At 56.1% G+C, this 21,283-nt stretch carries 14 protein-coding genes; 4 read left to right on the plus strand and 10 right to left on the minus strand.

Annotated elements, in window-relative coordinates:
* From E8F20_RS08700 to E8F20_RS08720, 5 genes are all read right to left on the minus strand, one after another.
* Window positions 1–1,146: LLM class flavin-dependent oxidoreductase (locus E8F20_RS08700; protein ID WP_179057997.1), on the minus strand; the 1,146-nt coding region annotated here is incomplete at its 3' end.
* 210 nt (window positions 1,147–1,356) lie between these two features.
* Complete coding sequence (locus tag E8F20_RS08705; protein WP_280283399.1) at window positions 1,357–3,810, minus strand: MMPL family transporter; 2,454 nt, start codon at window positions 3,808–3,810, stop codon at window positions 1,357–1,359.
* 6 nt (window positions 3,811–3,816) lie between these two features.
* Window positions 3,817–4,926, minus strand: a complete 1,110-nt coding sequence (locus E8F20_RS08710) for a YCF48-related protein (protein ID WP_280283400.1) — start codon at window positions 4,924–4,926, stop codon at window positions 3,817–3,819.
* A 148-nt stretch (window positions 4,927–5,074) separates the two neighbouring features.
* Window positions 5,075–6,478 carry a DUF1329 domain-containing protein gene (locus E8F20_RS08715; protein ID WP_280283401.1) on the minus strand — a complete coding sequence of 468 codons (1,404 nt, stop codon included), beginning with the start codon at window positions 6,476–6,478 and terminating at the stop codon, window positions 5,075–5,077.
* 92 nt (window positions 6,479–6,570) lie between these two features.
* Complete coding sequence (locus E8F20_RS08720) at window positions 6,571–8,211, minus strand: DUF1302 family protein (RefSeq protein ID WP_280283402.1); 1,641 nt, start codon at window positions 8,209–8,211, stop codon at window positions 6,571–6,573.
* Window positions 8,212–9,540: 1,329 nt separating this feature from the next.
* On the opposite strand from E8F20_RS08720, the gene E8F20_RS08725 reads away from it, so the two are divergent.
* From E8F20_RS08725 to E8F20_RS08740, 4 genes are all read left to right on the plus strand, one after another.
* On the plus strand, window positions 9,541–10,002 hold the full coding sequence (locus tag E8F20_RS08725; RefSeq protein ID WP_280283403.1) for a nuclear transport factor 2 family protein: 462 nt from the start codon (window positions 9,541–9,543) through the stop codon (window positions 10,000–10,002).
* Between the two features lies 1 nt (window position 10,003).
* Complete coding sequence (locus E8F20_RS08730) at window positions 10,004–10,870, plus strand: enoyl-CoA hydratase-related protein (protein ID WP_280283404.1); 867 nt, start codon at window positions 10,004–10,006, stop codon at window positions 10,868–10,870.
* A gap of 5 nt (window positions 10,871–10,875) precedes the next feature.
* Window positions 10,876–11,646 carry an enoyl-CoA hydratase-related protein gene (locus E8F20_RS08735; RefSeq protein WP_280283405.1) on the plus strand — a complete coding sequence of 257 codons (771 nt, stop codon included), beginning with the start codon at window positions 10,876–10,878 and terminating at the stop codon, window positions 11,644–11,646.
* 67 nt (window positions 11,647–11,713) lie between these two features.
* The gene (locus E8F20_RS08740) at window positions 11,714–15,004 is read left to right on the plus strand and encodes a carboxyl transferase domain-containing protein (RefSeq protein ID WP_280283406.1); all 3,291 of its coding nucleotides are present in this window, start codon (window positions 11,714–11,716) and stop codon (window positions 15,002–15,004) included.
* 1,156 nt (window positions 15,005–16,160) lie between these two features.
* Here E8F20_RS08740 and E8F20_RS08745 read toward each other — a convergent pair.
* The 5 genes from E8F20_RS08745 to E8F20_RS08765 all read right to left on the minus strand — a co-directional run.
* Complete coding sequence (locus E8F20_RS08745; RefSeq protein WP_280283407.1) at window positions 16,161–16,814, minus strand: carboxymuconolactone decarboxylase family protein; 654 nt, start codon at window positions 16,812–16,814, stop codon at window positions 16,161–16,163.
* Between the two features lie 82 nt (window positions 16,815–16,896).
* Window positions 16,897–18,531 (minus strand): AMP-binding protein, encoded by a 1,635-nt coding sequence (locus E8F20_RS08750; protein ID WP_280283408.1) that lies wholly within the window; start codon window positions 18,529–18,531, stop codon window positions 16,897–16,899.
* 195 nt (window positions 18,532–18,726) lie between these two features.
* Window positions 18,727–19,377, minus strand: a complete 651-nt coding sequence (locus tag E8F20_RS08755; protein WP_348529618.1) for a riboflavin synthase — start codon at window positions 19,375–19,377, stop codon at window positions 18,727–18,729.
* A gap of 104 nt (window positions 19,378–19,481) precedes the next feature.
* Entirely contained in the window at window positions 19,482–19,994 is a 513-nt protein-coding gene (locus tag E8F20_RS08760) for a flavin reductase family protein (protein ID WP_179059757.1), read from the minus strand.
* A 130-nt stretch (window positions 19,995–20,124) separates the two neighbouring features.
* Window positions 20,125–21,283, minus strand: a 1,159-nt coding sequence (locus tag E8F20_RS08765) for an LLM class flavin-dependent oxidoreductase (RefSeq protein WP_218649258.1), incomplete at its 5' end; no start/stop codon positions are given.

A 21,283-nucleotide genomic window follows, 5' to 3' on the forward strand; every position in this document is an offset into this window, starting at 1 on the left:
CGTGCCTTCGGCATCCTTGGTCGCGAAGCGAGGAGCCACCAGGCTGGCAAACTTTTCCAGTTCCTCGTTGTTCTGCTCCGGGTCCAGGTGACCCTGACCGAACATCAGGAACAGCTCGTTGAAGCCCAGGCGGTCATGGGCGCGGCCGATCTGATCGGCGATCTCGTCAGCCGAGCCGATCAGCACGTTCGGCATTTTCTGGCCGAACGGGATGAACCACTTGTCCCAGAACCACTTGTGCTCGGCCATCAACTGCTTGGCCTTGTCCTTGTCATCGGTCAGCATCAGGAAACCACCCCAGGCAGCAACATCCTCACGGGCAACCTCCCGCTCGTGCTGGCGTGCGGTATCGGCATAGCGGGTCCACAGGGCATCACAGAAGTCCAGGTCGGAAGCCAGCACGATTGGCTTGCCGCCTTCCCGGGCCCACATGTCGACGGTGCGCATGCTGCCGGCAAAGCCGCCGTAAATTTTCGGGTGGGGACTCTGGTAGCACTTCGGCGCAATGCCGATCTGGCGCACGATGCCATCTGCATCCATGCCCTTGCCCATGCTGGCATAGGCCGGGTGACCGGCAGAGCCGCCATTTGGCGGAAACTCCCAGTGTTTGCCCTTGTGGCTGAACACGTCGTTGGCCCAGGCCTTCTTGATGACCTGCAGCGATTCCTCGAAGACTTCGCGGTTCAGCGCATCTTGCTCGTCGCGGGCCTTGGCGTTGTCCGGCGTAGTGGCGCTGACACCCGGACGCGCAGCATAGGAGTCGACCCAGCGCGCATGGTAGCCACGGGTGAAACCAACCATCAGGCGCCCTTGGAGCATGTGGTCAAGGGTGGCGATTTCTTCAGCGATACGCACCGGGTTATGGGTCGGCAGGGTGTACCCCATGATGCCGGCCTTCATCCGCTTGGAATGCAGGCCCACATAGAGACTGAACATGCCGGGATGGTTGTTGATCTCAAAACCTTCGATCTGCAGGTGATGCTCAGGCTGGCAATAGCCTGCATAACCAAGCTCATCCGCCAGACGAACGTAATCACGCACTTCGGATAGAAAGCGCTGATACAACTCAGGACGCTGCCCAGCCATACCCGCTTCCAGCTCATAACGACGACCGATCACACCTGTTTGCATCAAATGAAACTTCATTGCGCCTCCTCGGTTCCTGCTGTGGCTCGTATCGATTGACTATCAGACAACCAAACATCAAATGTCAACATTCATGTTGATTTGCAGGGCAAAAAAAAACGCCCAAACCTTTATCGCCGAACGCCCGGAAAAGGGCGGGCACGTTGCTTTTGACGTGTCCGCCCCCTTAGACGCGTGCTACAGCCAGCAGCGGCTAATCCTCCTGACAGCTCACAGGGCCGACATTTGGGCGACGTGGTTAGTTACAGGATCGCTATCTGATTCGACCCCAACGGAGTCTTCAGGCTCAACCTTCTTAGGTGCCAGCAAATAAGCGGATAGCGCCGGGACCATAATCAGTGCCGCAAGCATATTTCCGAGGAACATGAAGGCCAGCAGCAGGCCCATGTCGGCTTGGAACTTGATCGGAGACCATATCCAGGTACCCACCGCTGCTGTCAGGGTAACACCTACCAGCAGCACCACCTGCCCGGTAGACGCCAGCGCACTGGTGTAAGCTCCCTTGACCGACATACCCTGACGCTGAAACGCTAGGAATACAGTCAGCATGTAAAGCGCGTAATCCACGCCGATCCCCACACCCAGCGCCACCACTGGCAAGGTAGCCACCTTGAGTCCGATTCCCAGCAGGACCATCAACGATTTGGACAGAATGGTCACGACAATCAGCGGCAGAATCGCCACCAGCACGGCACGCCAGCTACGGAAAGTTATCCAGCAGAGCAGAACCACTGCTGCGTAAACTAGCACTTCCATCTCGAAGCTGGCTTTTTCCACTGCTTGATTAGTGGCAGCTTCCACACCAGCGTTGCCGCCGGCCAGCAGGAATTTCCGATCTTCATTGTTATTTTCGGCGGCAAACGCCTCAACAACCTGCGTCAAGCGCTGCAGGGTTTCGGCATTGTGATTGCTCAGATAGACAATTATCGGTGCCACTGTACGAGAATCGTTGATCAGCCCTGGACGTGCGGTAAACACGTTGTCTACCGCGTCATTGGTGATATAGCGGCTACGACTGATGGTGTACCACTTGGGCGAGCCTTCAAAGCCTGCCGGAGTGAGCCTGCGAGCCATGCTGGCTGCGGATTCGGTGATCTGTACACCAGGCAAGTCACTCAGCTGCTGTTCCAGCCGATCAATTTGCAACAGGGTTTCAAAGTTACCTAGGCCACCCTCCGGCGTCGTCACAATCACCGCAAACATATCTTTCGACAAACCGTAGTTTTCGCGGATGTAATTCACATCTTTGTTATAAATTGAATCCGCGCGTAACTCGGAGGCGCCGGTCCCGGAATCACCAATGCTTATCTTCTGACCATGGATGAAACTAGCAGTTGTGATAATTGCCACGCTGATCAGCACCAAGCGGGCAACGCGCTTTTCAGCAAGATCACCGAGCCACCTGACCATAAGGTGCTCGCCGTGCAGAACCTTCGAAGCGCGCTGGGCCGCGCGGGAACTGATACCGGTGAAGGACAGTACCACTGGAATGAGCAGCAAGTTGGTGATGATCAGCGCCGCGACACCAACAGTGGCTTGTAGGGCCAAATCACGGATAGCAGGAATATCGATCACCGAGATCACGGCAAAACCTAAGGCATCGGCTACCAGCGCCACAAAGCCAGCCAGGCACAGCCGCCTGTAGGTCAGTCGCGCAGCCACATAGCGATCGGCACCCTCGCCAATGTCCTGAATGATGCCACTCATCATCTGCGAGCCATGGGACACACCGATGGCGAAAACCAGGAAAGGCACGAGTACCGAAAAGGGATCCAGCACAAAGCCGAACAGTTGCATGATCCCCAACTGCCAGATCACCCCAATCAGCGAAGTGCCAACCACGATTAAGGTACTGGTCAAGCAACGCGAATACCAGTAAACGATGACCGATACGACCGCGGCAGCCACAACAAAATAACTGAGCACTTCCATAAGGCCGGAAATCAAGTCACCGACCAGTTTGGCGAAACCGATGACATGGAGTTCGACGCCCCTGCTCTGGAATTCTGCGTTGATTGCATTGATGCTGTCTGTAAAAGCCTTGTAGTCAAGAAGTTGACCAGTTACCGGGTCCCGCTCCATCAAGGGCACGAACATCGCGCTGGAGCGCTCGTTCATAGCCACAAGGGATCCTTTCAACCCGGCCTTCTCGACGTTGGCACGAAGCTGCTCAAGGCTTTTGGGCGAGCCGTCATAATCCGGTGGCATGACCGGACCGCCGTCAAAGCCCTCTGCGGTTACCGCGGTCCAGCGCACCGAGGCCATCCACAGGGATTGTACGAATGCCCGGTCGACTCCATTGATCAGGAACACCCTGTCATTGAGCTCGCTCAGCGTCTTTTGATACTCGGCGTCGTAGATAGACCCGTTCTTGTTCTCCACTACCACTGTAACTGCGTTGCCTAGACTGCGCAGGTTGTTTGCAAAGGCGCGGTAGTTCTGGATGTACTCATGGGATGAGGGCATCATTTTTTCAAAACTTGCGTTTACACCAAGCTTCGCACTCTGAAAACCGAAACAGAGCGTTACAAAAACTCCGACCAGAAGAAACAATATGCGATTGTTAAAAAACAGCCGTTCGTGAAAGGCTCCTGATGAGCGGTCAAACGTGCCGGCAGTCACATCCAAACCAGGCCCTGCTGCAGCTTTATTATTACTTAACATCTGACATTACTCCTGAGACGTGACTCTGGTCATCTTGTGATCCACCAGCGAAACTTTCGAAAGCCCCTGCAAGTCAGTAACGAGCAACTCACGATCTGACATTTCGAGAATCGAAGTAAAACTAACGGGTGTGCCGGAGTCGATCACCTCAAGGTTGGCAAAGTTCTTGTCACTGATGATTAATTTACCTGATTGACTGGCAAAGATATAACCTTTGTCATCGGCCCGTCTGAAAGCATCGTTGATGGTTGAACCCTGCAGATCCTTGACTTCCGCCCATGTATTGCCTCGATCTGTACTGCGGTACGCCGCCCCGCCCACGCCATAAGCGATGATCAGCCCATCAGCGCCGGTAATTCCGGTAAAGCTACCGGAATACCCGGTTTCAATAATTTCGAAAAACTGCCGCTCAGCATTCAACCTGAACAACACGCCACGCTCGCTGCCGATAAAGACATCATCACCAACGCCTACGACGCTAGTGAGGTGAAAACCGGATTCATTGGCAATGCGGTCCGTCCATGGTGTCCAAGTCTTGCCACCATCATCAGTGCGCGCAATGTTTCCGAATCCACCTACGGCAAAACCTGTCAACTCGTCACGAAACCAGACATCGAGAAAGGGTAAGGCCGGACCATCTCGATAATTGAGTTCGGTGAGTTCAAGGGCCTTCTCAACGCTGCTGTCGCCCTGTTTGAGACGCTTACTGTAGTAATTGATGAACTGCTCGCTGGCCATTCGACCATCAAGTTGCTTGACCCATGTGGCGCCTCCATCAGTAGTGGCGAGAATCACACCATCATGCCCAACTGCCCAACCTTTTGACTCGTTGACCATATCAATGGCAACTAAGTCGCTCTGTATAGGAACCTGGGCTTGAGCCCACTTCCCTCCCCCATCATTGGAATACAGAATCAAGCCTCGCGGCCCAACCACGACTAATGTATGCCCGCTTTTTGCACTGTCAATAAAGGGCTTATTCAGAGGCTTTTTCTGTTCAATGGCGCCATAATCCAGAGGATCTTTGAAATCGGCCATTGATGACGAAGCCAACACGAACAAAATGACAAAAGGAAGGACAAAAACCCTGAGCAGCTTATTCAATTTATTTTTCATACGGGCTTCTCTTCTTTGCTTAAGCAAAGCCATTGGTGCACGAAAGACTTTTAGGAAACTAACACAGCAAGCAGAAGTGAACTCGATTACTTACAAGAAAGTTGGAACCTAGCGGGGGTTTACACCCCCGCCAGAAGTCCTTCAGCCGTTAACGAACACCCTGAGCTTCAACTGCACGCGGAGTAAGTGCAATACGCAAACCGTCCATAGCGGTATAGGAACGGTTCCAGTAGCCAGGCTGTGAAGCACCGGCATTGATCAGCATGTAGTTGCCTGAAACCAGATCATTGAAAGCCCACGTGTTGTTATTAACTCCACCTACGTCGTAGGTCGGGAAACTCTCGATGAAACCGTTTTTCCAGAGCTTACCGGCATTATCGTAGGTTTCCAGAGCAACAATCTGCCAGCTATCTTCGTCGATATAGAAGCGGCGCTTGCTATATACATGGCGGGCACCTGGCTTACGATCGGCCTCGACAATCCATACCCGATGTTTTTCGAAGCGCAGGGCTTCCGGAGCCAAGTGCTCCTTGCCAAGTGCGTCACGCGGATTGACGTCCTGAGTCAGGGTATAGGCGTTGTAGGGTACGAACCTTTCCTCCTTACCGACCAACTTGAAGTCAAAGCGATCCATGCGGCCGACGAAGCCGAAGAGCTCGTCCCACATCAGTACGCCACCGTAAGAACTGATCGGCAGATCGTAGGCAAAGTCCGGCGCACGACGTGCACGGCGCTGACCCGGAGTGTAGAACCATACCAGTTGACCACCATTGTCGGCGGTCGGCAGATAGAAGTTCAGGAAGGTCACGCCCGCGGATTGCGGCGGACTGGTTTGCAGTGCCGAGAACGATAGAATTGCGCCGTTTGACTCCTGACGCAACTTGCCGCTCTGGTCATACCAGGGGCGCATGTGGTACTGGTTTGGGGTGGATAGCACGCTCACACCGCCCTTGGAGTCAACCACGAAGCCCTGATTGTGCTGGTGCATGATCGCCGGTGCAAAGGACAGCTTGTGGTTCCACATCACCTCATAGCCATTCTTCGGGATCGGGAAGAGAACACCCGGCAAGGGTAGACCGTCAGGCCCGGCGCCCTTAATGCCATCTCCTATGTTCTCGCCGGTCATTTCGGCAGTCGTCGCATTCACCTGAATGTTTTTAAGCACCCAGTCTTCATAACGCGCCGAACGGTGGGTTGGGTACACATTGAGCTTGTAGCTGGGATACTTACGCAGCGTAGCCTTGGTACCTTCTGTGAGGAACTGCGAATACTGCTCCATATTGGCGGACGTAATGGAAAACAGAGGCTTCTCATCCTTGTAAGGATTGATATAAGTCTGCATCGTCTCCCGGTTGTAGCCAGGAACCGGCTGCAGTCCGCCTGTGTATTCTGGAATGCTACCATCTGCATTACCGGCCTTTTCGGCGCCATGCAGGGTCAGATCCGCACCAAGACGCTTGGCCTCTTCTGCCGATACGGCAGCCAAGGCACTACCTACGAAGCACAGTGCCAGGGCAGGCACCAGCCCGGCAATAATTGTTTTTTTCAGCACGGCTGTCTTCCTTCTTGTGATTATCGGAACAAGTGTGTCTGTAAGGCTTGTAAGTATTACTGAATGCTTGACTCGCTAGGCTGGGCCCTCTTTTAGAACGAGGTGTTGTATGAAAGCGATACCCAGCCCTTGTCATTCAGACCAGTGGGACCGTTACCACCTGCATAAATATCACCGCCGGGTGCGCCGTTAGCGATGCGACCAGTGGGATTCCAGTAGTAATCCTGATATTGCAGAGCAAAATAATGCTTTTGCGCAACAGCTGCTTTCACGCCAATAGAAGCAATGACGGAGTCCTCAGCATAAAACCCCCCCGCTGCATAGGCCGGATTTCCGGTAACTCCATACTGGACGAAAATCGGGAGACTTATGTCAGTGGACGGAAGAATTTGCAGCCAGGACGGCTCAAACAGCAGCGCCACTGCAACTGCATTGTCTGTACCACAGCCATCACTCCTGTTACCTTTACAGGCATAACCCTCACCGTTATAGATGTCCTTGTCATGCACTTTAGTCAGATGCGTGTAGGTCACTTCACCGAGGACGGTTGCAGCGTCCCAGAGTGCATTGCCGGGCAGGCTGATCAAAGAGTTCGCCAACACGTTAACCAAGTCACCTTTCGCCACTTCGGAAGGGAAAACGGATTGCAACGCGGTATCCTGACGATAGTTCACTTCGAAGCCGAGGCTGTTAGCCCCAATCGCTGTCTCGTAGGACATCGCGTACATTTTGGACTTTTCGGCGTATTTCAACTCAACTTGCGGAAAGTTCAGAGTTGCAACAGGTTCCGGCTCGTCGTACTGGCGGTAATAAAAGCCAATGCGATCACCATTAGCCCAGGCCGGAGTCCAGTCCAAGCGGACACCAAAGTTGTCGTTGATATCATCGGGATCATCGCTCTCACCAACAACAGCGCCTGGTACTACGCTACCGCCGACATCCGGCCCCTCAAAGAGAATATCGGCAGGTGCCAGATAGGTAGCCCCTTCGGGGAAACGATTGGGACGCCACTCGAGAAAATACTGTGCGGCGATTGACAGTTCATCATTGATATCGAAACTGCCGTAGACCTGCGTACGCGGCAGGATCAACTCTTTGACGGAAGAGCCAGGTTGAGAAAATCCCTTGATGAAGTCAACGGGATGCTGGCCGAACGCAATACCGGAGTAACCGAAGAATACTGCGTTACCCCACTGCTGACTGAAGCGACCTAGCCGTACAGATGCGTTGTGGTCAGCGACTTCGAAGTTGCTGAAAACGAAAGCATCAAGTAACTCAGCGCCACGGATGTGGTACTTCTTAGTATGGCTGCTGTATTTGCCATCGCTATAGGTCGGCAGGTACCCCGGACGTACTTCGACATCATCGTCGTAAGCAAAGTCATTCCAAGCCGAAGCAGACACACGAAAACCGTAGTTATCCTGATAGACACCCTGCAACTCGAACAATCCCTGAACACGGTTCGTAACCATTTCCCCGCGATCAAATTTGTGATCGGCGGCGTGGTTATTCGGATTGTTCGCGATACGCGGTTCGCGCCCCTCAACCCTCCAGCCTGCAAGCCACTGCAGGGACGTATCGAAGTTGATCGTCCAGTCCTGGTCGGACTTCAGAGTGACTGCCTGCGATGCACCAGATGAGAAAATCGTCGCAAGGGCGATCGCTGCTCTCAGCTTCTTTTGACCGAACTGAATCTTGCCAAACCTTGCAATTTCTTTTTGTTGTTTTTGCATTTCTGCTTCTCCTGTCCACGGACCTTTACTGGCCAACAGCACGCCAGCCTGCGCTTCAGTACGTCACCACTCTCCTCTGGATTGCGCCCAACCCCATCGCAACCGCCACTTCACTTTTTCAACTCTGACGTTGATATATCATTCGAGCACCACAACGTCAACTCCAACGTTGATAATCTGCCCCCTCCCAACGCGATTCAGGTGGGAGATGCCGCTCAACTGACGGTGGAGCGGTCGCGCTGCCGAGACGCGCAAAGCGCATGATGGGGGAATGAAGGCTATGGCGTTAGCTGCCAAAAGGGACATAAATCGGGGAATTACTTCATGTAAATCAAAGGGTTTATGTGGCTTCCCATAGCTCTCGACCAAACGTTTCCAGCCCAGGCAATTGGCCAAGTGTTTCGTCCTTACCCCCTGGAAGTGAATCATCCAGGCCTTCAGACGATTGTCATAGGCGCCGACCTTCTGGATAAGGTAAGGACCGGCAATACGACGCTTCTGGCGCAAACTACGGCGGTGGCGGGTAGCCCCCCTCAGCCCTGGCAGGCCGTAGTGGAGCACTGCGCTATCGATTCGCAAAACCCTGCGCGGGTCGAATAATGGCCGTACGACCGCACCTATGTGGTGCGCCATAGACTGCTTCACCAAATAGAAGTCTGCAGGCTGCCCGCTCCGTCACTGCGCACGACCAGAACCGGAATCCGCTCAGCGCCAATGCCCTTTCTCATTGCTATGCCACTGCGCTTGCGAGTAGGGCTCGGCAGCTTACGTGGCCCTGAACGATGCCAAGACGAAGACTTCATCGGCCAACGATCCTCAACTCATGTTGCGTTCGATGCCCTGCAATCAGGCCGAAAAAATGTAAGCACCAGCGGAACGCAGCGCTCTCACGCCACAGAACGCGGCGCCTTACAGACTGACAGGCATTGGCTTAGCGCTTGGACTTAGCAGCCCTCGTAGGCACCGCTCACGCTACAAGCCCATCTGCACCAAGTAGCTGGCATGACAGACCTCTAGCTCTCGGACACATCGCTACAAGCGCAGAAGCTGGCAGCACTGCAACCAGACACCCGAATAGAACACTTCAGCCTGTCTACTCCACTCAGAACAGCATAGAAGGAATGACCGGAGGTGCCATTCCCCAGCCACTCAAAACACCTCCATCAAGCCCTCCCTACCCGCACCGCCTAACCCCGGCCACAGCATCAGTGATCGCTGCCGCCAAGGAATGCGCAGGCCGCCCCGACAGAAAGCAAGAAATGAAAGTTGACACGCGCGTTGACAAATAAATAGTATCAGTCAACTCTAACGTTGACTGAGGAGAACAACATGACCCAAGAAACCCAGCTGCAACAACTTATAGACACCCAGGCCATTGAGCGCCTGCTGTTCACCTATGCCTTCCATCTCGACATGAATCAGGCAGCCGAGCTGGCTGCCCTATTCACCGAAGACTGTGAGGTCATCTACGGCCCGGGCGGCTTTGGCGCGCAGGGGCGCGCAGCCTACGCCAAGACTCTTGAAGGTGTTGGCTCCTTCTTCAAGGCCACTAGCCACCATGTATCGAATATCGTCGTCGACTTCACCGGTCCGGACGAAGCCACTGTGCGCTCTGTTCTCTATGCATGGCACCGCTACAACCGTGAAATGCCTGACAGCCATGTGTGGGGTCAGTATCACGATGTCATCGTGCGCACAGATGGCAAATGGCAGTTCAAGCGCCGCGAGCTGCGCGTGACCGGCGACAAGGACTTTCATGTGAAGAAAACCCTGCCGATAGGACGCAGCTGATATGAGCGCCGCGTCTTCCTACCCTTACGAACACATCCGCATCGAGCACAGGGAGAAAATTTCCTGGCTGATTCTCAATCGGCCTGACAGTGCAAATGCGCTGTCGAACGAGTTGCTCGATGAGTTTTCTGATGCCCTTAAGCGTCTCGCAACCGAAGGCGGCCCGGTGATTGGCATACGGGGAGAAGGACGCGGTTTTTCGGCTGGCTACGACATAGGCCAAGTTGGCAAGGCAAACGGCTACGGCAGTCTCGTACCCGATCCTCTCGCTGATCGCGAGCGTCTGCGCCGGAATGTGGACCGCTATGTGGCGATGTGGGATCACCCCAAACCGATCATCGCCGCTGTTCACGGCTACTGCATCGCGGGAGCCACACAGATCTGCGTGTATGCGGATATCACCGTTGTGACCGATGACGCCAAGATCGGTGAGCCGACGATCCCGATTGGGGGCGGCTACATTGCCCCCCTCTGGGTACCACTGGTGGGAGCCAAGCGGGCCAAGGAATTGGCTTTCGTACCTGGCAACAGCATTGATGGGAAAACTGCAGTCGAGTGGGGTTGGGCCAATCATAGCGTGCCTCCAGACCAGCTCATTGAGTGTGTCGAAAGTCTCGCCGAGCGCATTGCCCTGACACCACCCGAAGTTCTGCGAATCAAGAAACTGTCCATCAACCGTGCCGCCGAAGCGATGGGCTTCCGTTCTGCCGGAGCTGCGGTAGCCGAGATGGACGCACTGCTACACGTGGCGCCCTCGGTGCTGGAAATCAAACAGAAGCTTGCCGAAATAGGTCTGAAGGAGTCGATAAAACTCTACCGCTCAGAGCGGACGACCCCCCTGACCCCGGCGAAAAAAATACAGGAATAAGAGCCATGTCTAACGTCGACTTCTACATTGAAGGCCATATTGCTCACGTACGGCTGAACCGCCCCAAATCCCTCAACGCCATCAATGGCGATATGGATCAGGCCTTGTTTGATGCATGGCAGGAAATTAACCGCAATCCGGAAGTCTGGGTAGCCGTGCTTTCTGCAGAGGGTGACCGCGCTTTCTGTGTTGGCGGTGATATCAGTGGCGGCACCGAACGTGCATCGCGCATGGCTGTCGGTGGTGGCCTGACCGGTATCGGTGGCCCGCTGGTGAAACTGAAGAAGCCACTGGTTGCCGCTGTTCAGGGCTATGCGCTAGGCGGTGGTTTCGAGCTGGCCTTGTGTGCCGACATTATCGTTGCGGCAGACAATGCTCAATTCGGCCTGCCGGAGACGAAGGCCGGCATCATCGGCGAATGCGGCGTCGTTCACCGCGCAGTTCGTCAGCTCCCGCAGCGCATTGCCATGGCCATGATCCTGACCGGGGATCGCATGTCCGCCCAGGACGCCTTCAGCTATGGCCTGGTGAATGAAGTAGTCGAGCCGGCCAACCTGGCCGAAGCAGCCATGCGCTGGGCGGAAAAGGTCGCAGCCGCTTCCCCGCTAGCCAACCAGGCCGCCAAGGACGCAGCAACGAGCCGCCTCGACTACCCGCTTGAAGTTGCCCTGGCAACCCGTTTCGAGTCGATCGAGGAATATGCCTCCAGCGAAGACGTACTCGAGGGCCGTAACGCCTTTATCGAGAAACGTAAAGCGGAATGGAAGGGACGCTGAGCCTAGCCTGTCGCACCGGGGCCGGGCGCTAAGCGTTCGGCCTTTTTTGTATTTAGAAGGGCAAAACATGATCAACAAGCTTCTGATCGCCAATCGTGGAGAGGTGGCCATCCGTATTGCCCGTGCTGCAGCCGACTTAGGTATCACCAGCTTCGCAGTGTACCCGCAGGATGATGCGCGATGCCTACATACCCGTATCGCCGACCAGGCCATCCCGCTCGAAGGCGTTGGCGCAGCGGCCTATCTGGATGCGCAGCAACTGATTACCCTGGCCCGCCAGCATGGCTGTGATGCCATCCACCCTGGGTACGGCTTCCTCAGTGAACAGCCGGACTTTGCCAGACGATGTGAAGCCGCCAATATCCGCTTCGTCGGCCCGTCCGCGGATGTCCTCGCCAGACTTGGCAATAAGGCCAGCGCCAGAGTGTTGGCCAAGCAGTGCGCAGTTCCGGTGATTCCCGGAACTGACGGCGCAATCGATCTAGAGCAAGCTCGCGCTTTTCTTGCCAACTTGCCAGCGGGAAACCCAGCGCTGCTCAAGGCGATTGCCGGTGGCGGTGGCCGTGGCATGCGAATACTACGCGATGCCAATCAGCTGGAAGAAGCCTTCCATCAGTGCAGCGCCGAGGCTCTGTCAGCTTTTGGCGATCATGAGCTGTACATCGAGGAAATGGTGGCCCGCGCACGGCATATAGAAGTGCAAGTGATCGGTGACGGCACAGAAGTGAGCCACTTGTGGGAAAGGGAATGCAGCCTGCAACGCAAGCACCAGAAGATGCTGGAAATTGCCCCGAGTCCGTCGCTCAGCAGCGACCTACGCGAAGCACTGATTGATGCCGCACTCAGGCTGGCCCGCACGGTTGGCCTCAGCAGCCTGTGCACCTTCGAATTTCTGCTCGATGAGCAAACCGGCCGCTTCTTCTTCATAGAAGCCAACCCGCGACTGCAGGTGGAACACACCATCACCGAGGCCGTCACCGGGATTGATCTGGTGCAGGCGCAATTGCGCCTAGCCGGCGGCGAGACATTACGCAGCCTGCATCTGCAACAGGCGGACATTCCTCCTGCGCAGGGTTTTGCCATGCAACTACGCATCAATATGGAAAGCATGCAGCCTGACGGCAGTGTACTGCCGAGTGGCGGCACGCTCAGCATCTTCGAGCCGCCGGGCGGCCCAGGCATTCGGGTCGACAGTTTTGGTTACGCCGGGTACAGCATCAATCCCCGCTACGATTCGCTGCTAGCTAAACTGATTGTGCACAGCCCTTCCGGAAGCTTCAGCGAGCTCGCTCAGCGCGTCTATCGCACCCTTTGTCAAACGCGCATACAAGGTGTCGAAACCAATATCGAGTTCCTCAAGAACCTGCTTTGCCACCCTGCGGTGGTCGAGAGCCAGGTGTATACCCGCTTTATTGATGAGCACCTGGGGCAGCTAATTCGCAGTCCGAGCCAGAAGCACCCACAACAGTTCTTTACCGAGTCATCCGGTCCTGCTCCCACAGCACATCCAGATGAGCATTTTCTGGATGGTCTGAGAATGATTACCGCCCCCATGAGCGGCCTGCTGATTGAACTGCATGTCGCCGAGGATCAGCCGGTGCACAAGGGGCAGGCGCTGGCGATGATCGAATCCATGAAGATGCAGCATGTGATCAGCGCGCCAGCTAGCGGGATTATCCGTCGTGTCAGTGTGGACATGCATTCGGCCGTTACCGCAAACCAAGCCCTGCTCTATCTTCAAGAGGCCGATGTCGATTCGGTCGATAGCAGATCGCTACACGCGGTTGACCTGGACACGGCCAGAGCGGACCTCTCCGAGGTCCTATCACGCCACGCCCTCGGCCAAGATGCGTCGCGTCCGCAGGCAGTGGCGCGCCGGCATGCAAAAGGCAAGCGCACTGCTCGCGAAAACATAGCAGACCTGTGTGATGCAGACAGTTTCATTGAATATGGGGCCCTTACATTTGCAGCCCAGCGCAGCCGTTTTTCCGAACAGGAACTGGCCATCTCGACACCAGCGGACGGTCTGATTGCAGGGGTTGCCAGCGTCAATGGCAATCAGTTCCAGCCCCAACAAGCCCGGTGCATGGTGCTGGCCTACGACTACACCGTGCTGGCCGGCACACAGGGCATCATGAGCCACAAGAAGTTGTCGCGCATGCTCGGTATCGCCAACGAGCTGGAAATTCCCCTGATCATCTATGCCGAAGGGGGAGGCGGCCGGCCAGGGGACAGCGACGATGCTACTCGGGCAACCGGGCTGAACATGCCCAGCTTCCTGCAGTTTGCCCAGCTCAGTGGTCTGGCCCCGCGCATCAGCATCGTCAGCGGCCGCTGCTTTGCCGGCAATGCCGTGTTGGCTGGTGGCAGCGACATCCTCATTGCCACCCAGGACGCCAATGTCGGCATGGCTGGCCCAGCGATGATCGAGGGCGCAGGACTAGGTGTGCATGCACCGGAGGATATTGGCCCGGTAAATCTGCAGGCTAAGAATGGGGTGATCGATTGTGTGGTTGATGACGAGGCGCAAGCCACCGCGCTGGCCAAAAAGCTACTGGGCTATTTTCAGGGTTCGCTGGAGCACTGGGAATCGGCTGACCAGCGCGCGCTACGCCACAGTGTGCCGGACAATCGCCTTCGCTCCTATGACATGTGGTCAGTAATCGAGACGCTATCGGATAGCGGCTCGGCCATACAGCTGCGCGAGCAGTTTGCCGCCAATATGATCACCGCGCTAATACGCATTGAAGGGCGTTCGCTCGGGGTGATAGCCAACAATCCGCGCATCCTCGGTGGGGCCATCGATACCGACGCCGCAGACAAAGCCTCGCGCTTCTTACAGCTCTGTGATGCTTTTGATTTGCCGGTGCTCAGCCTGTGCGATACCCCCGGTTTTATGGTCGGTCCGGAGAACGAGAAAACTGCGCTTGTGCGCCATTCCGGTCGAATATTCGCGGTGGCCGCGAATATGGCCACACCAATGTTCAGCTTGATACTACGCAAGGGCTATGGCCTGGGCGCCATGGCGATGACCGGCGGATCCTTCCACGCACCGCTCTTCATTGCTTCCTGGCCGACCGGCGAGTTTGGCGGCATGGGTTTTGAAGGCGCTGTTAGACTTGCCTATCGCGACGAACTGGAAGCCATTGCCGACCAACAAGAGCGGAAGCTGCTGTTCGACAAATTGGTCAACGACTATTACCAACGCGGTAAGGCCAGCAGTGTTGCCGCATCGCTTGAGTTTGATGCCGTCATCGATCCGGCCACATCACGCCAGTGGCTAGTACGCTGCCTGCAGTCGTTAAAGACGGTGGGGCCAAGGCAGGGCAAGAGGCGCCCCTTCATCGACACGTGGTGACGCGAGCGCACTCAGCGCTCTCGCGGCTCAGGCGGCGCCTCGATAACAGCTACCGAGGCACTCAGTAGCGGGCAGTGAGGTGAGGTGAGGTGAGGTACTGTGCGGGCAGAACTCAGCAACACAGTCACCTCGCTATTCGGCGAATGCAATGTCGAAGACATCGGGCCTTTATTGACCGGCCCACGCCCCCAGCCTTAGCGCGTTGACGGTCCAGCCATCTCTGCGAATCGGGGCGGGGTCATCCTTCAGCGGCGATGACCTTCATGGCGACCGGATCAGCAAATCTTGCCTTGCGTATAGTACCTACGGCGTGCTTTTGTGGATTCCGCGCTGACTCTTCCCCCTTCCACGCGCATCCGAACACCGATTCTGCGACCATACGGACACTTCTCCGGCAGGTAGTCACACAGGATTTACACCACCATTGGTCGCTTTTTCGAAGCAAAGATGTCCCCTGGAGCGTTTAGCTTATCCGGCTCAAGGGCGAGTCGATGCGCAAGCAGTCGCGGAAATTGACGCCGCCGGGCAGCTCCGACAAACAATGCCAACCCTGCGTCGCTGCGCACAGACTGCCTGTCAGAATGGTCATGGAACAGATGTCCGGATCAGCGCGGGCTGAGTGTCCGAATGGCGTGGGATCCACGATTCCAGTGTGACGCGGGCAAACAGGGAATAACTCCGGCCGTGCTTGCACTCCACAGTGGTTATGGCAGTCAGCTCCCAATGGCTGCTGCTGACCAGTAAAGCTCATCGAAATTGAAAGCAATCTCGCCGAATAACACCCTGTTCGGTAATCCTGATAAGGCTCATCAATTCATGGGCCTGTGCACCAGCTCATCAAAAGGCAATCAGGCATGCTCTGCCCAGCTCGATCCCCAACAAGCATTGCACCGCATCGCCCTAAAGAGGTACATGGTACGCGGCAGGCTGAATATCCCCTCCCAGAACGGCGCAAATGTGCGTGGAACGGGCGTTGACGGCGCAAATGACATGACCTCGCCCTCTTCCGCGTAGGGAACTGACAGATGGCGGTTCAGGTCCGGCGATCACTTCCCTGTGCTTCGATCTACTACCAGAAACCAGCGTCAGAAGTCAGTATCTGGGCTTTATTATCGCTGCGCACCTGCGACCCTCTTCCGCCGTTCCTAACAGAGACTTATGCGATCCCTCGGTGCAGCGGGGCATCCGCGGCAATCGCCAGAGCTTGCAGAATAGCTTTGCGCCCAACGCCCAACTGCACTGCATTGGCCAGATGCAGGCGCAGCCCCGGCATGAAGCGATGAGATGGTGCGGCATCCACCGCCAAGGAAATCAGCTCCTTGAGGTACGCACGCAGTGCCGCGGTTTTCCAGGGCACAGCGCAGTATTTGAAGAATGCCTCAAAGGCCTCGGGCGACTGACGGAGCAGCGCGTCCAGAAAACCGGGTACCTGCTGCTCCATGCTGCCCCAGAACGGATCATCACCAACATACTGATCCCAAAGCTGCTGGCGCAGGCTATCCAGCGGCGCGCTGATGGACAGGTCGCCCCGCTCACGCAGAACCGCGGCCACAGTAGACGAGCCCACCATAAGGGTGTGCACTCCTAGGCCAGAGACCAGCACCAGTACTTCATGCACCTGTGCCGCGCTCGCACCGGCATCCAATGCCCGCCGCACATAGTCTTGCGTCCCCTGCATATCCAGGGCCGAAGGCGAGATTCGGACCGCAAGGCCAATTAGCGCGGCGTCCCGATCGGATAGTGGCTCGCCGTCCACCTGGGACTCGAGAAAGTCCTCTACATAGGTACCGATCTCTTCGAGTGTCAACATTCGCTACTCTGCTCCATATCCGGATACTCCGTTCGGTTCTGCTATGACCGGGTTGCAACAGCGTCCGTCGCTACGCTGCGGCCTAGTCGGTCAGCATGCTGCGCAGCGCACGCTTGTTAACCTTAGTTGCTGACATAGGCCAGTTACCCGGCTCAACAAAATGCACAGCCCGAGGGATCTTGTAGTTAGCGATATTTCCTTTACAGAAGGCGATCAGCTCTTCAGCTTCGACAGTCTTGCCCGGCTTAAGCTCGACGAAGGCCACCGGCACTTCGTCCAGGCGCGGATCAGGCTTGCCAACCACTTCCGCAATGGCCACGCAGGGATGCTCACAGAGGTAAGATTCGATCTCGATAGCTGCGACGTTTTCACCGCCGACCTTGAGCATATCCTTGAGGCGACCGTTGAATACCAGGCTGCCGTCCTCGGTGCGCAAATAGAGGTCGCCGGTATGCAACCACCTATCTTTGTCCAAGGTGTCAGCGGTCTTCACTGGGTCGCGATAGTAGCCTTCCATTACGCAGAAGCCGCGCACCAGAATTTCACCTACTTCGCCAGGTGCGGCATCGCCTTTTCCATCAAGACTGGCAACGCGTACCTCCATTCCAACCGCAGGACGCCCCTGAGTGTTGGCGCGCTGTTCTGCCGTTTCGTCGGCGTCGGTCAGAGCAAAGATACCGGCAGTCTCGGTCATGCCGCAGGCTTGGAAAAGCTCAGCGTCCGGAAAGGTCTTCTGAACCGTTTTGACCAGAGCAGGAGGGCCGATCAGCATAATCTTGCGCAGCGACCTCAGTTTGCCGGCATCAAAATCAGGGTGATCGAGCAGGCCCTGTACGATGGCGGGGAACCAAGGCCAAGCCATGCTCACCCCTTCCCTTTCCATCAAGGCAATGGCTCGCCCGGGCTCAAAAAAGGTATCGGTTAGGTACGTGCCAAGGGTTCCAATCACGCCGAGGAAGGGAGCGATCGCTGCAATGTGGAACAGCGGACCTGGGTTCCAGGCAACATGGTGTTCGTCTGTGGCAAACCGTGAACGGGCACGCTGCACCGAGCCGCGTACAATGGCTTCATGGGTCAGCATGCAGCCCTTGGGGTTGGCCGTTGTGCCAGAGGTGTAGACCAACAGTGCCAGATCGCGAATACGCACGCGCAAGCGAGCCTCATGCACTTGGTTCGCATTGATGCTCTGTGCCAAACGATCGAATTCCGAACGCCCGACAAACCCCTTACGGCACTCGCCCTTGAGCAACACGGTACTACGCAGGCAGGGTACTTCTGGCAGGACCAGGGCTGCCGGGTTCTCAGCCTTAGATAATGAGGGCAATGCATCGCAGAACAGCGCGGTGAAATTGGTGTACTCGCTGTCGTCGGCAGTAGTCAGCAAAGCGACAAGGTTGGCGTTTTCGATGATGTAGCCAATCTCGCTGGCCTTGTGCCGGGCATTGATCGGCACCGCTACACAACCGAGCATCACCGCGCCGAGAAAACCTTCAATGAATTCAGGGCTGTTGGCGGACATCAGCCCAACATGCTGACCAGGACGAACTCCGAGAGCTATAAGACCTCGGGCCACCTGTATGGCGTTGTCACACAACTGCCGGTAGGTGCGCCTTTCCTCAGGGAAAACGACCGCATCCCGTGCTGGCTGCAAATGCGCCCCTCGTACGATGAGGTCGCCTATTGGGGAAACCTCAAACCATTCTGTTGTTTTTGTCATTGAGCGTCCTCCACTACGGACAGAAGGCAGTTGTTACTCTGGCAGCCTTCTGCACGCTGTTAATTATGTGCTCGGCACCGTTTAAATACCAAAAGATGGTACCGCGATCGACAAAAGTCAACAACAACGTTGATCAATTGCTGGGCAGAATTTCACACTGCCGGCGCATCATGAGTTGCCTGATTCAGCCCGCATTTACAAACACTTGCAAAGTTCCAAGGGGGGCCCACCCTCTCCGCCCGGTCTTTCATGCTGACGACCGGCCAGAAGGCGTTCTAGATACCGTGCAAGCAGGTCAACTTCGAGGTTGACCTGCTGGCCGATTTGGTAGCTGGACATGATAGTCATTTGCATGGTGTGCGGCACTATATTCAGATCAAAGCAGTCGCCTGCCACCGCGTTGACCGTCAAACTGACACCATCTACGGTAATCGAGCCTTTTTCCGCTATATAGTGGGTGAGCGCTGCAGGCGCCTGGATGCGAATCAGCCATGAGCGCGCGTCACGTGACAGCGAAACCACCTTGCCGAGCCCGTCGACATGTCCACTGACCAAATGACCGCCCAACCGCGAGTCCGCCCTAAGCGCTTTTTCCAGATTGACACGATCGCCGTGTCGCAGCCCCGCCAGACTGCTGCGGCTAAGCGTTTCCTGGCTGACATCAGCCCAGAAACCATCCTGCAGCAAACTGACGACTGTCAGACAGATACCGTTGACCGCGACACTTTCCCCTAGCGCCATACCACTCAAATCCATCGTCCCAGTCTGAACGAAGACCCTCAGATCACCATTGCATGGCTCGATCAAGCCTATCAAACCAACCGCTTCAATAATTCCGGTAAACATTACTCGCACCTAGATTACGCGGCGCAAACGAGTTTCGCGCAATCTTGCCAAGGTTCGGCCGAGCCTTGCGCATAACCGACATGCAGCAACTTGCTAGTTTCAATTTACAGAGATGCAAAACCACCATATCCGCCACGGTAGAAAAGCAGAGCAGAATCTTGGGACTCGATTTGCAACTCACGAACTGCACCAATGACGATATAGTGATCACCTGCTTCCTGAACGGAATGTAAGTCACAATCGATCCAGGCCACCACGCCCGCAAGCACTGGGGAGCCATTGTTTGATAGCTCGTATTCCAGCCCGGCAAATTTATCTTCCGCTTTGGAAGCAAAGCGCTTACAGACACCCAGTTGCTGATTACTTAGCACATTGACGCAGAACTTACCGGCACACTCAATCTTCGGCCAACTGGTGGAACTGCGATCGGGCAGAAACGCCACCAAAGGAGGATTAAGCGATACCGAGGTGAACGACCCAACTGCCATACCCGACACCCTACCGTCCTGATCCATCGCAGTAATGGCACATACGCCGGTGGGATATTGGCCCAGAACGGTTCTGAACCATTGCGGATCGATCGCGTCTCGTACGTTCTCTGTGGTGACGTCACTCATGATGCAACTCCAGATAAATTCGCGTTGCGTTCACCCTTAATACCTTCACGGCATCTCGGGCTGATCAGGTCGTCACAATCGAAGCAGGTAGGACTAGTTCCGACCCGCTTCAACTGTGCACTGGCCAGTGTTAAACCAGCGTGCCTTCGGCATCCTTGGTCGCGAAGCGAGGAGCCACCAGGCTGGCAAACTTTTCCAGTTCCTCGTTGTTCTGCTCCGGGTCCAGGTGACCCTGACCGAACATCAGGAACAGCTCGTTGAAGCCCAGGCGGTCATGGGCGCGGCCGATCTGATCGGCGATCTCGTCAGCCGAGCCGATCAGCACGTTCGGCATTTTCTGGCCGAACGGGATGAACCACTTGTCCCAGAACCACTTGTGCTCGGCCATCAACTGCTTGGCCTTGTCCTTGTCATCGGTCAGCATCAGGAAACCACCCCAGGCAGCAACATCCTCACGGGCAACCTCCCGCTCGTGCTGGCGTGCGGTATCGGCATAGCGGGTCCACAGGGCATCACAGAAGTCCAGGTCGGAAGCCAGCACGATTGGCTTGCCGCCTTCCCGGGCCCACATGTCGACGGTGCGCATGCTGCCGGCAAAGCCGCCGTAAATTTTCGGGTGGGGACTCTGGTAGCACTTCGGCGCAATGCCGATCTGGCGCACGATGCCATCTGCATCCATGCCCTTGCCCATGCTGGCATAGGCCGGGTGACCGGCAGAGCCGCCATTTGGCGGAAACTCCCAGTGTTTGCCCTTGTGGCTGAACACGTCGTTGGCCCAGGCCTTCTTGATGACCTGCAGCGATTCCTCGAAGACTTCGCGGTTCAGCGCATCTTGCTCGTCGCGGGCCTTGGCGTTGTCCGGCGTAGTGGCGCTGACACCCGGACGCGCAGCATAGGAGTCGACCCAGCGCGCATGGTAGCCACGGGTGAAACCAACCATCAGGCGCCCTTGGAGCATGTGGTCAAGGGTGGCGATTTCTTCAGCGATACGCACCGGGTTATGGGTCGGCAGGGTGTACCCCATGATGCCGGCCTTCATCCGCTTGGAATGCAGGCCCACATAGAGACTGAACATGCCGGGATGGTTGTTGATCTCAAAACCTTCGATCTGCAGGTGATGCTCAGGCTGGCAATAGCCTGCATAACCAAGCTCATCCGCCAGACGAACGTAATCACGCACTTCGGATAGAAAGCGCTGATACAACTCAGGACGCTGCCCAGCCATACCCGCTTCCAGCTCATAACGACGACCGATCACACCTGTTTGCATCAAATGAAACTTCATTGCG

The organism is Pseudomonas sp. BN415, from assembly GCF_029871195.1.
In the GTDB taxonomy this organism is placed as follows: Bacteria; Pseudomonadota; Gammaproteobacteria; order Pseudomonadales; family Pseudomonadaceae; genus Metapseudomonas; species Metapseudomonas resinovorans.

What these genes read in the sequence shown, in the direction of transcription:
- E8F20_RS08705 (WP_280283399.1), bottom strand. Translation starts at nt 3,810, where the DNA reads ATGTTAAGTAATAATAAAGCTGCAGCAGGGCCTGGTTTGGATGTGACT.
- E8F20_RS08710 (WP_280283400.1), bottom strand. Translation starts at nt 4,926, where the DNA reads ATGAAAAATAAATTGAATAAGCTGCTCAGGGTTTTTGTCCTTCCTTTT.
- E8F20_RS08720 (WP_280283402.1), bottom strand. Translation starts at nt 8,211, where the DNA reads ATGCAAAAACAACAAAAAGAAATTGCAAGGTTTGGCAAGATTCAGTTC.
- E8F20_RS08725 (WP_280283403.1), top strand. Translation starts at nt 9,541, where the DNA reads ATGACCCAAGAAACCCAGCTGCAACAACTTATAGACACCCAGGCCATT.
- E8F20_RS08730 (WP_280283404.1), top strand. Translation starts at nt 10,004, where the DNA reads ATGAGCGCCGCGTCTTCCTACCCTTACGAACACATCCGCATCGAGCAC.
- E8F20_RS08735 (WP_280283405.1), top strand. Translation starts at nt 10,876, where the DNA reads ATGTCTAACGTCGACTTCTACATTGAAGGCCATATTGCTCACGTACGG.
- E8F20_RS08740 (WP_280283406.1), top strand. Translation starts at nt 11,714, where the DNA reads ATGATCAACAAGCTTCTGATCGCCAATCGTGGAGAGGTGGCCATCCGT.
- E8F20_RS08745 (WP_280283407.1), bottom strand. Translation starts at nt 16,814, where the DNA reads ATGTTGACACTCGAAGAGATCGGTACCTATGTAGAGGACTTTCTCGAG.
- E8F20_RS08750 (WP_280283408.1), bottom strand. Translation starts at nt 18,531, where the DNA reads ATGACAAAAACAACAGAATGGTTTGAGGTTTCCCCAATAGGCGACCTC.
- E8F20_RS08755 (WP_348529618.1), bottom strand. Translation starts at nt 19,377, where the DNA reads ATGTTTACCGGAATTATTGAAGCGGTTGGTTTGATAGGCTTGATCGAG.
- E8F20_RS08760 (WP_179059757.1), bottom strand. Translation starts at nt 19,994, where the DNA reads ATGAGTGACGTCACCACAGAGAACGTACGAGACGCGATCGATCCGCAA.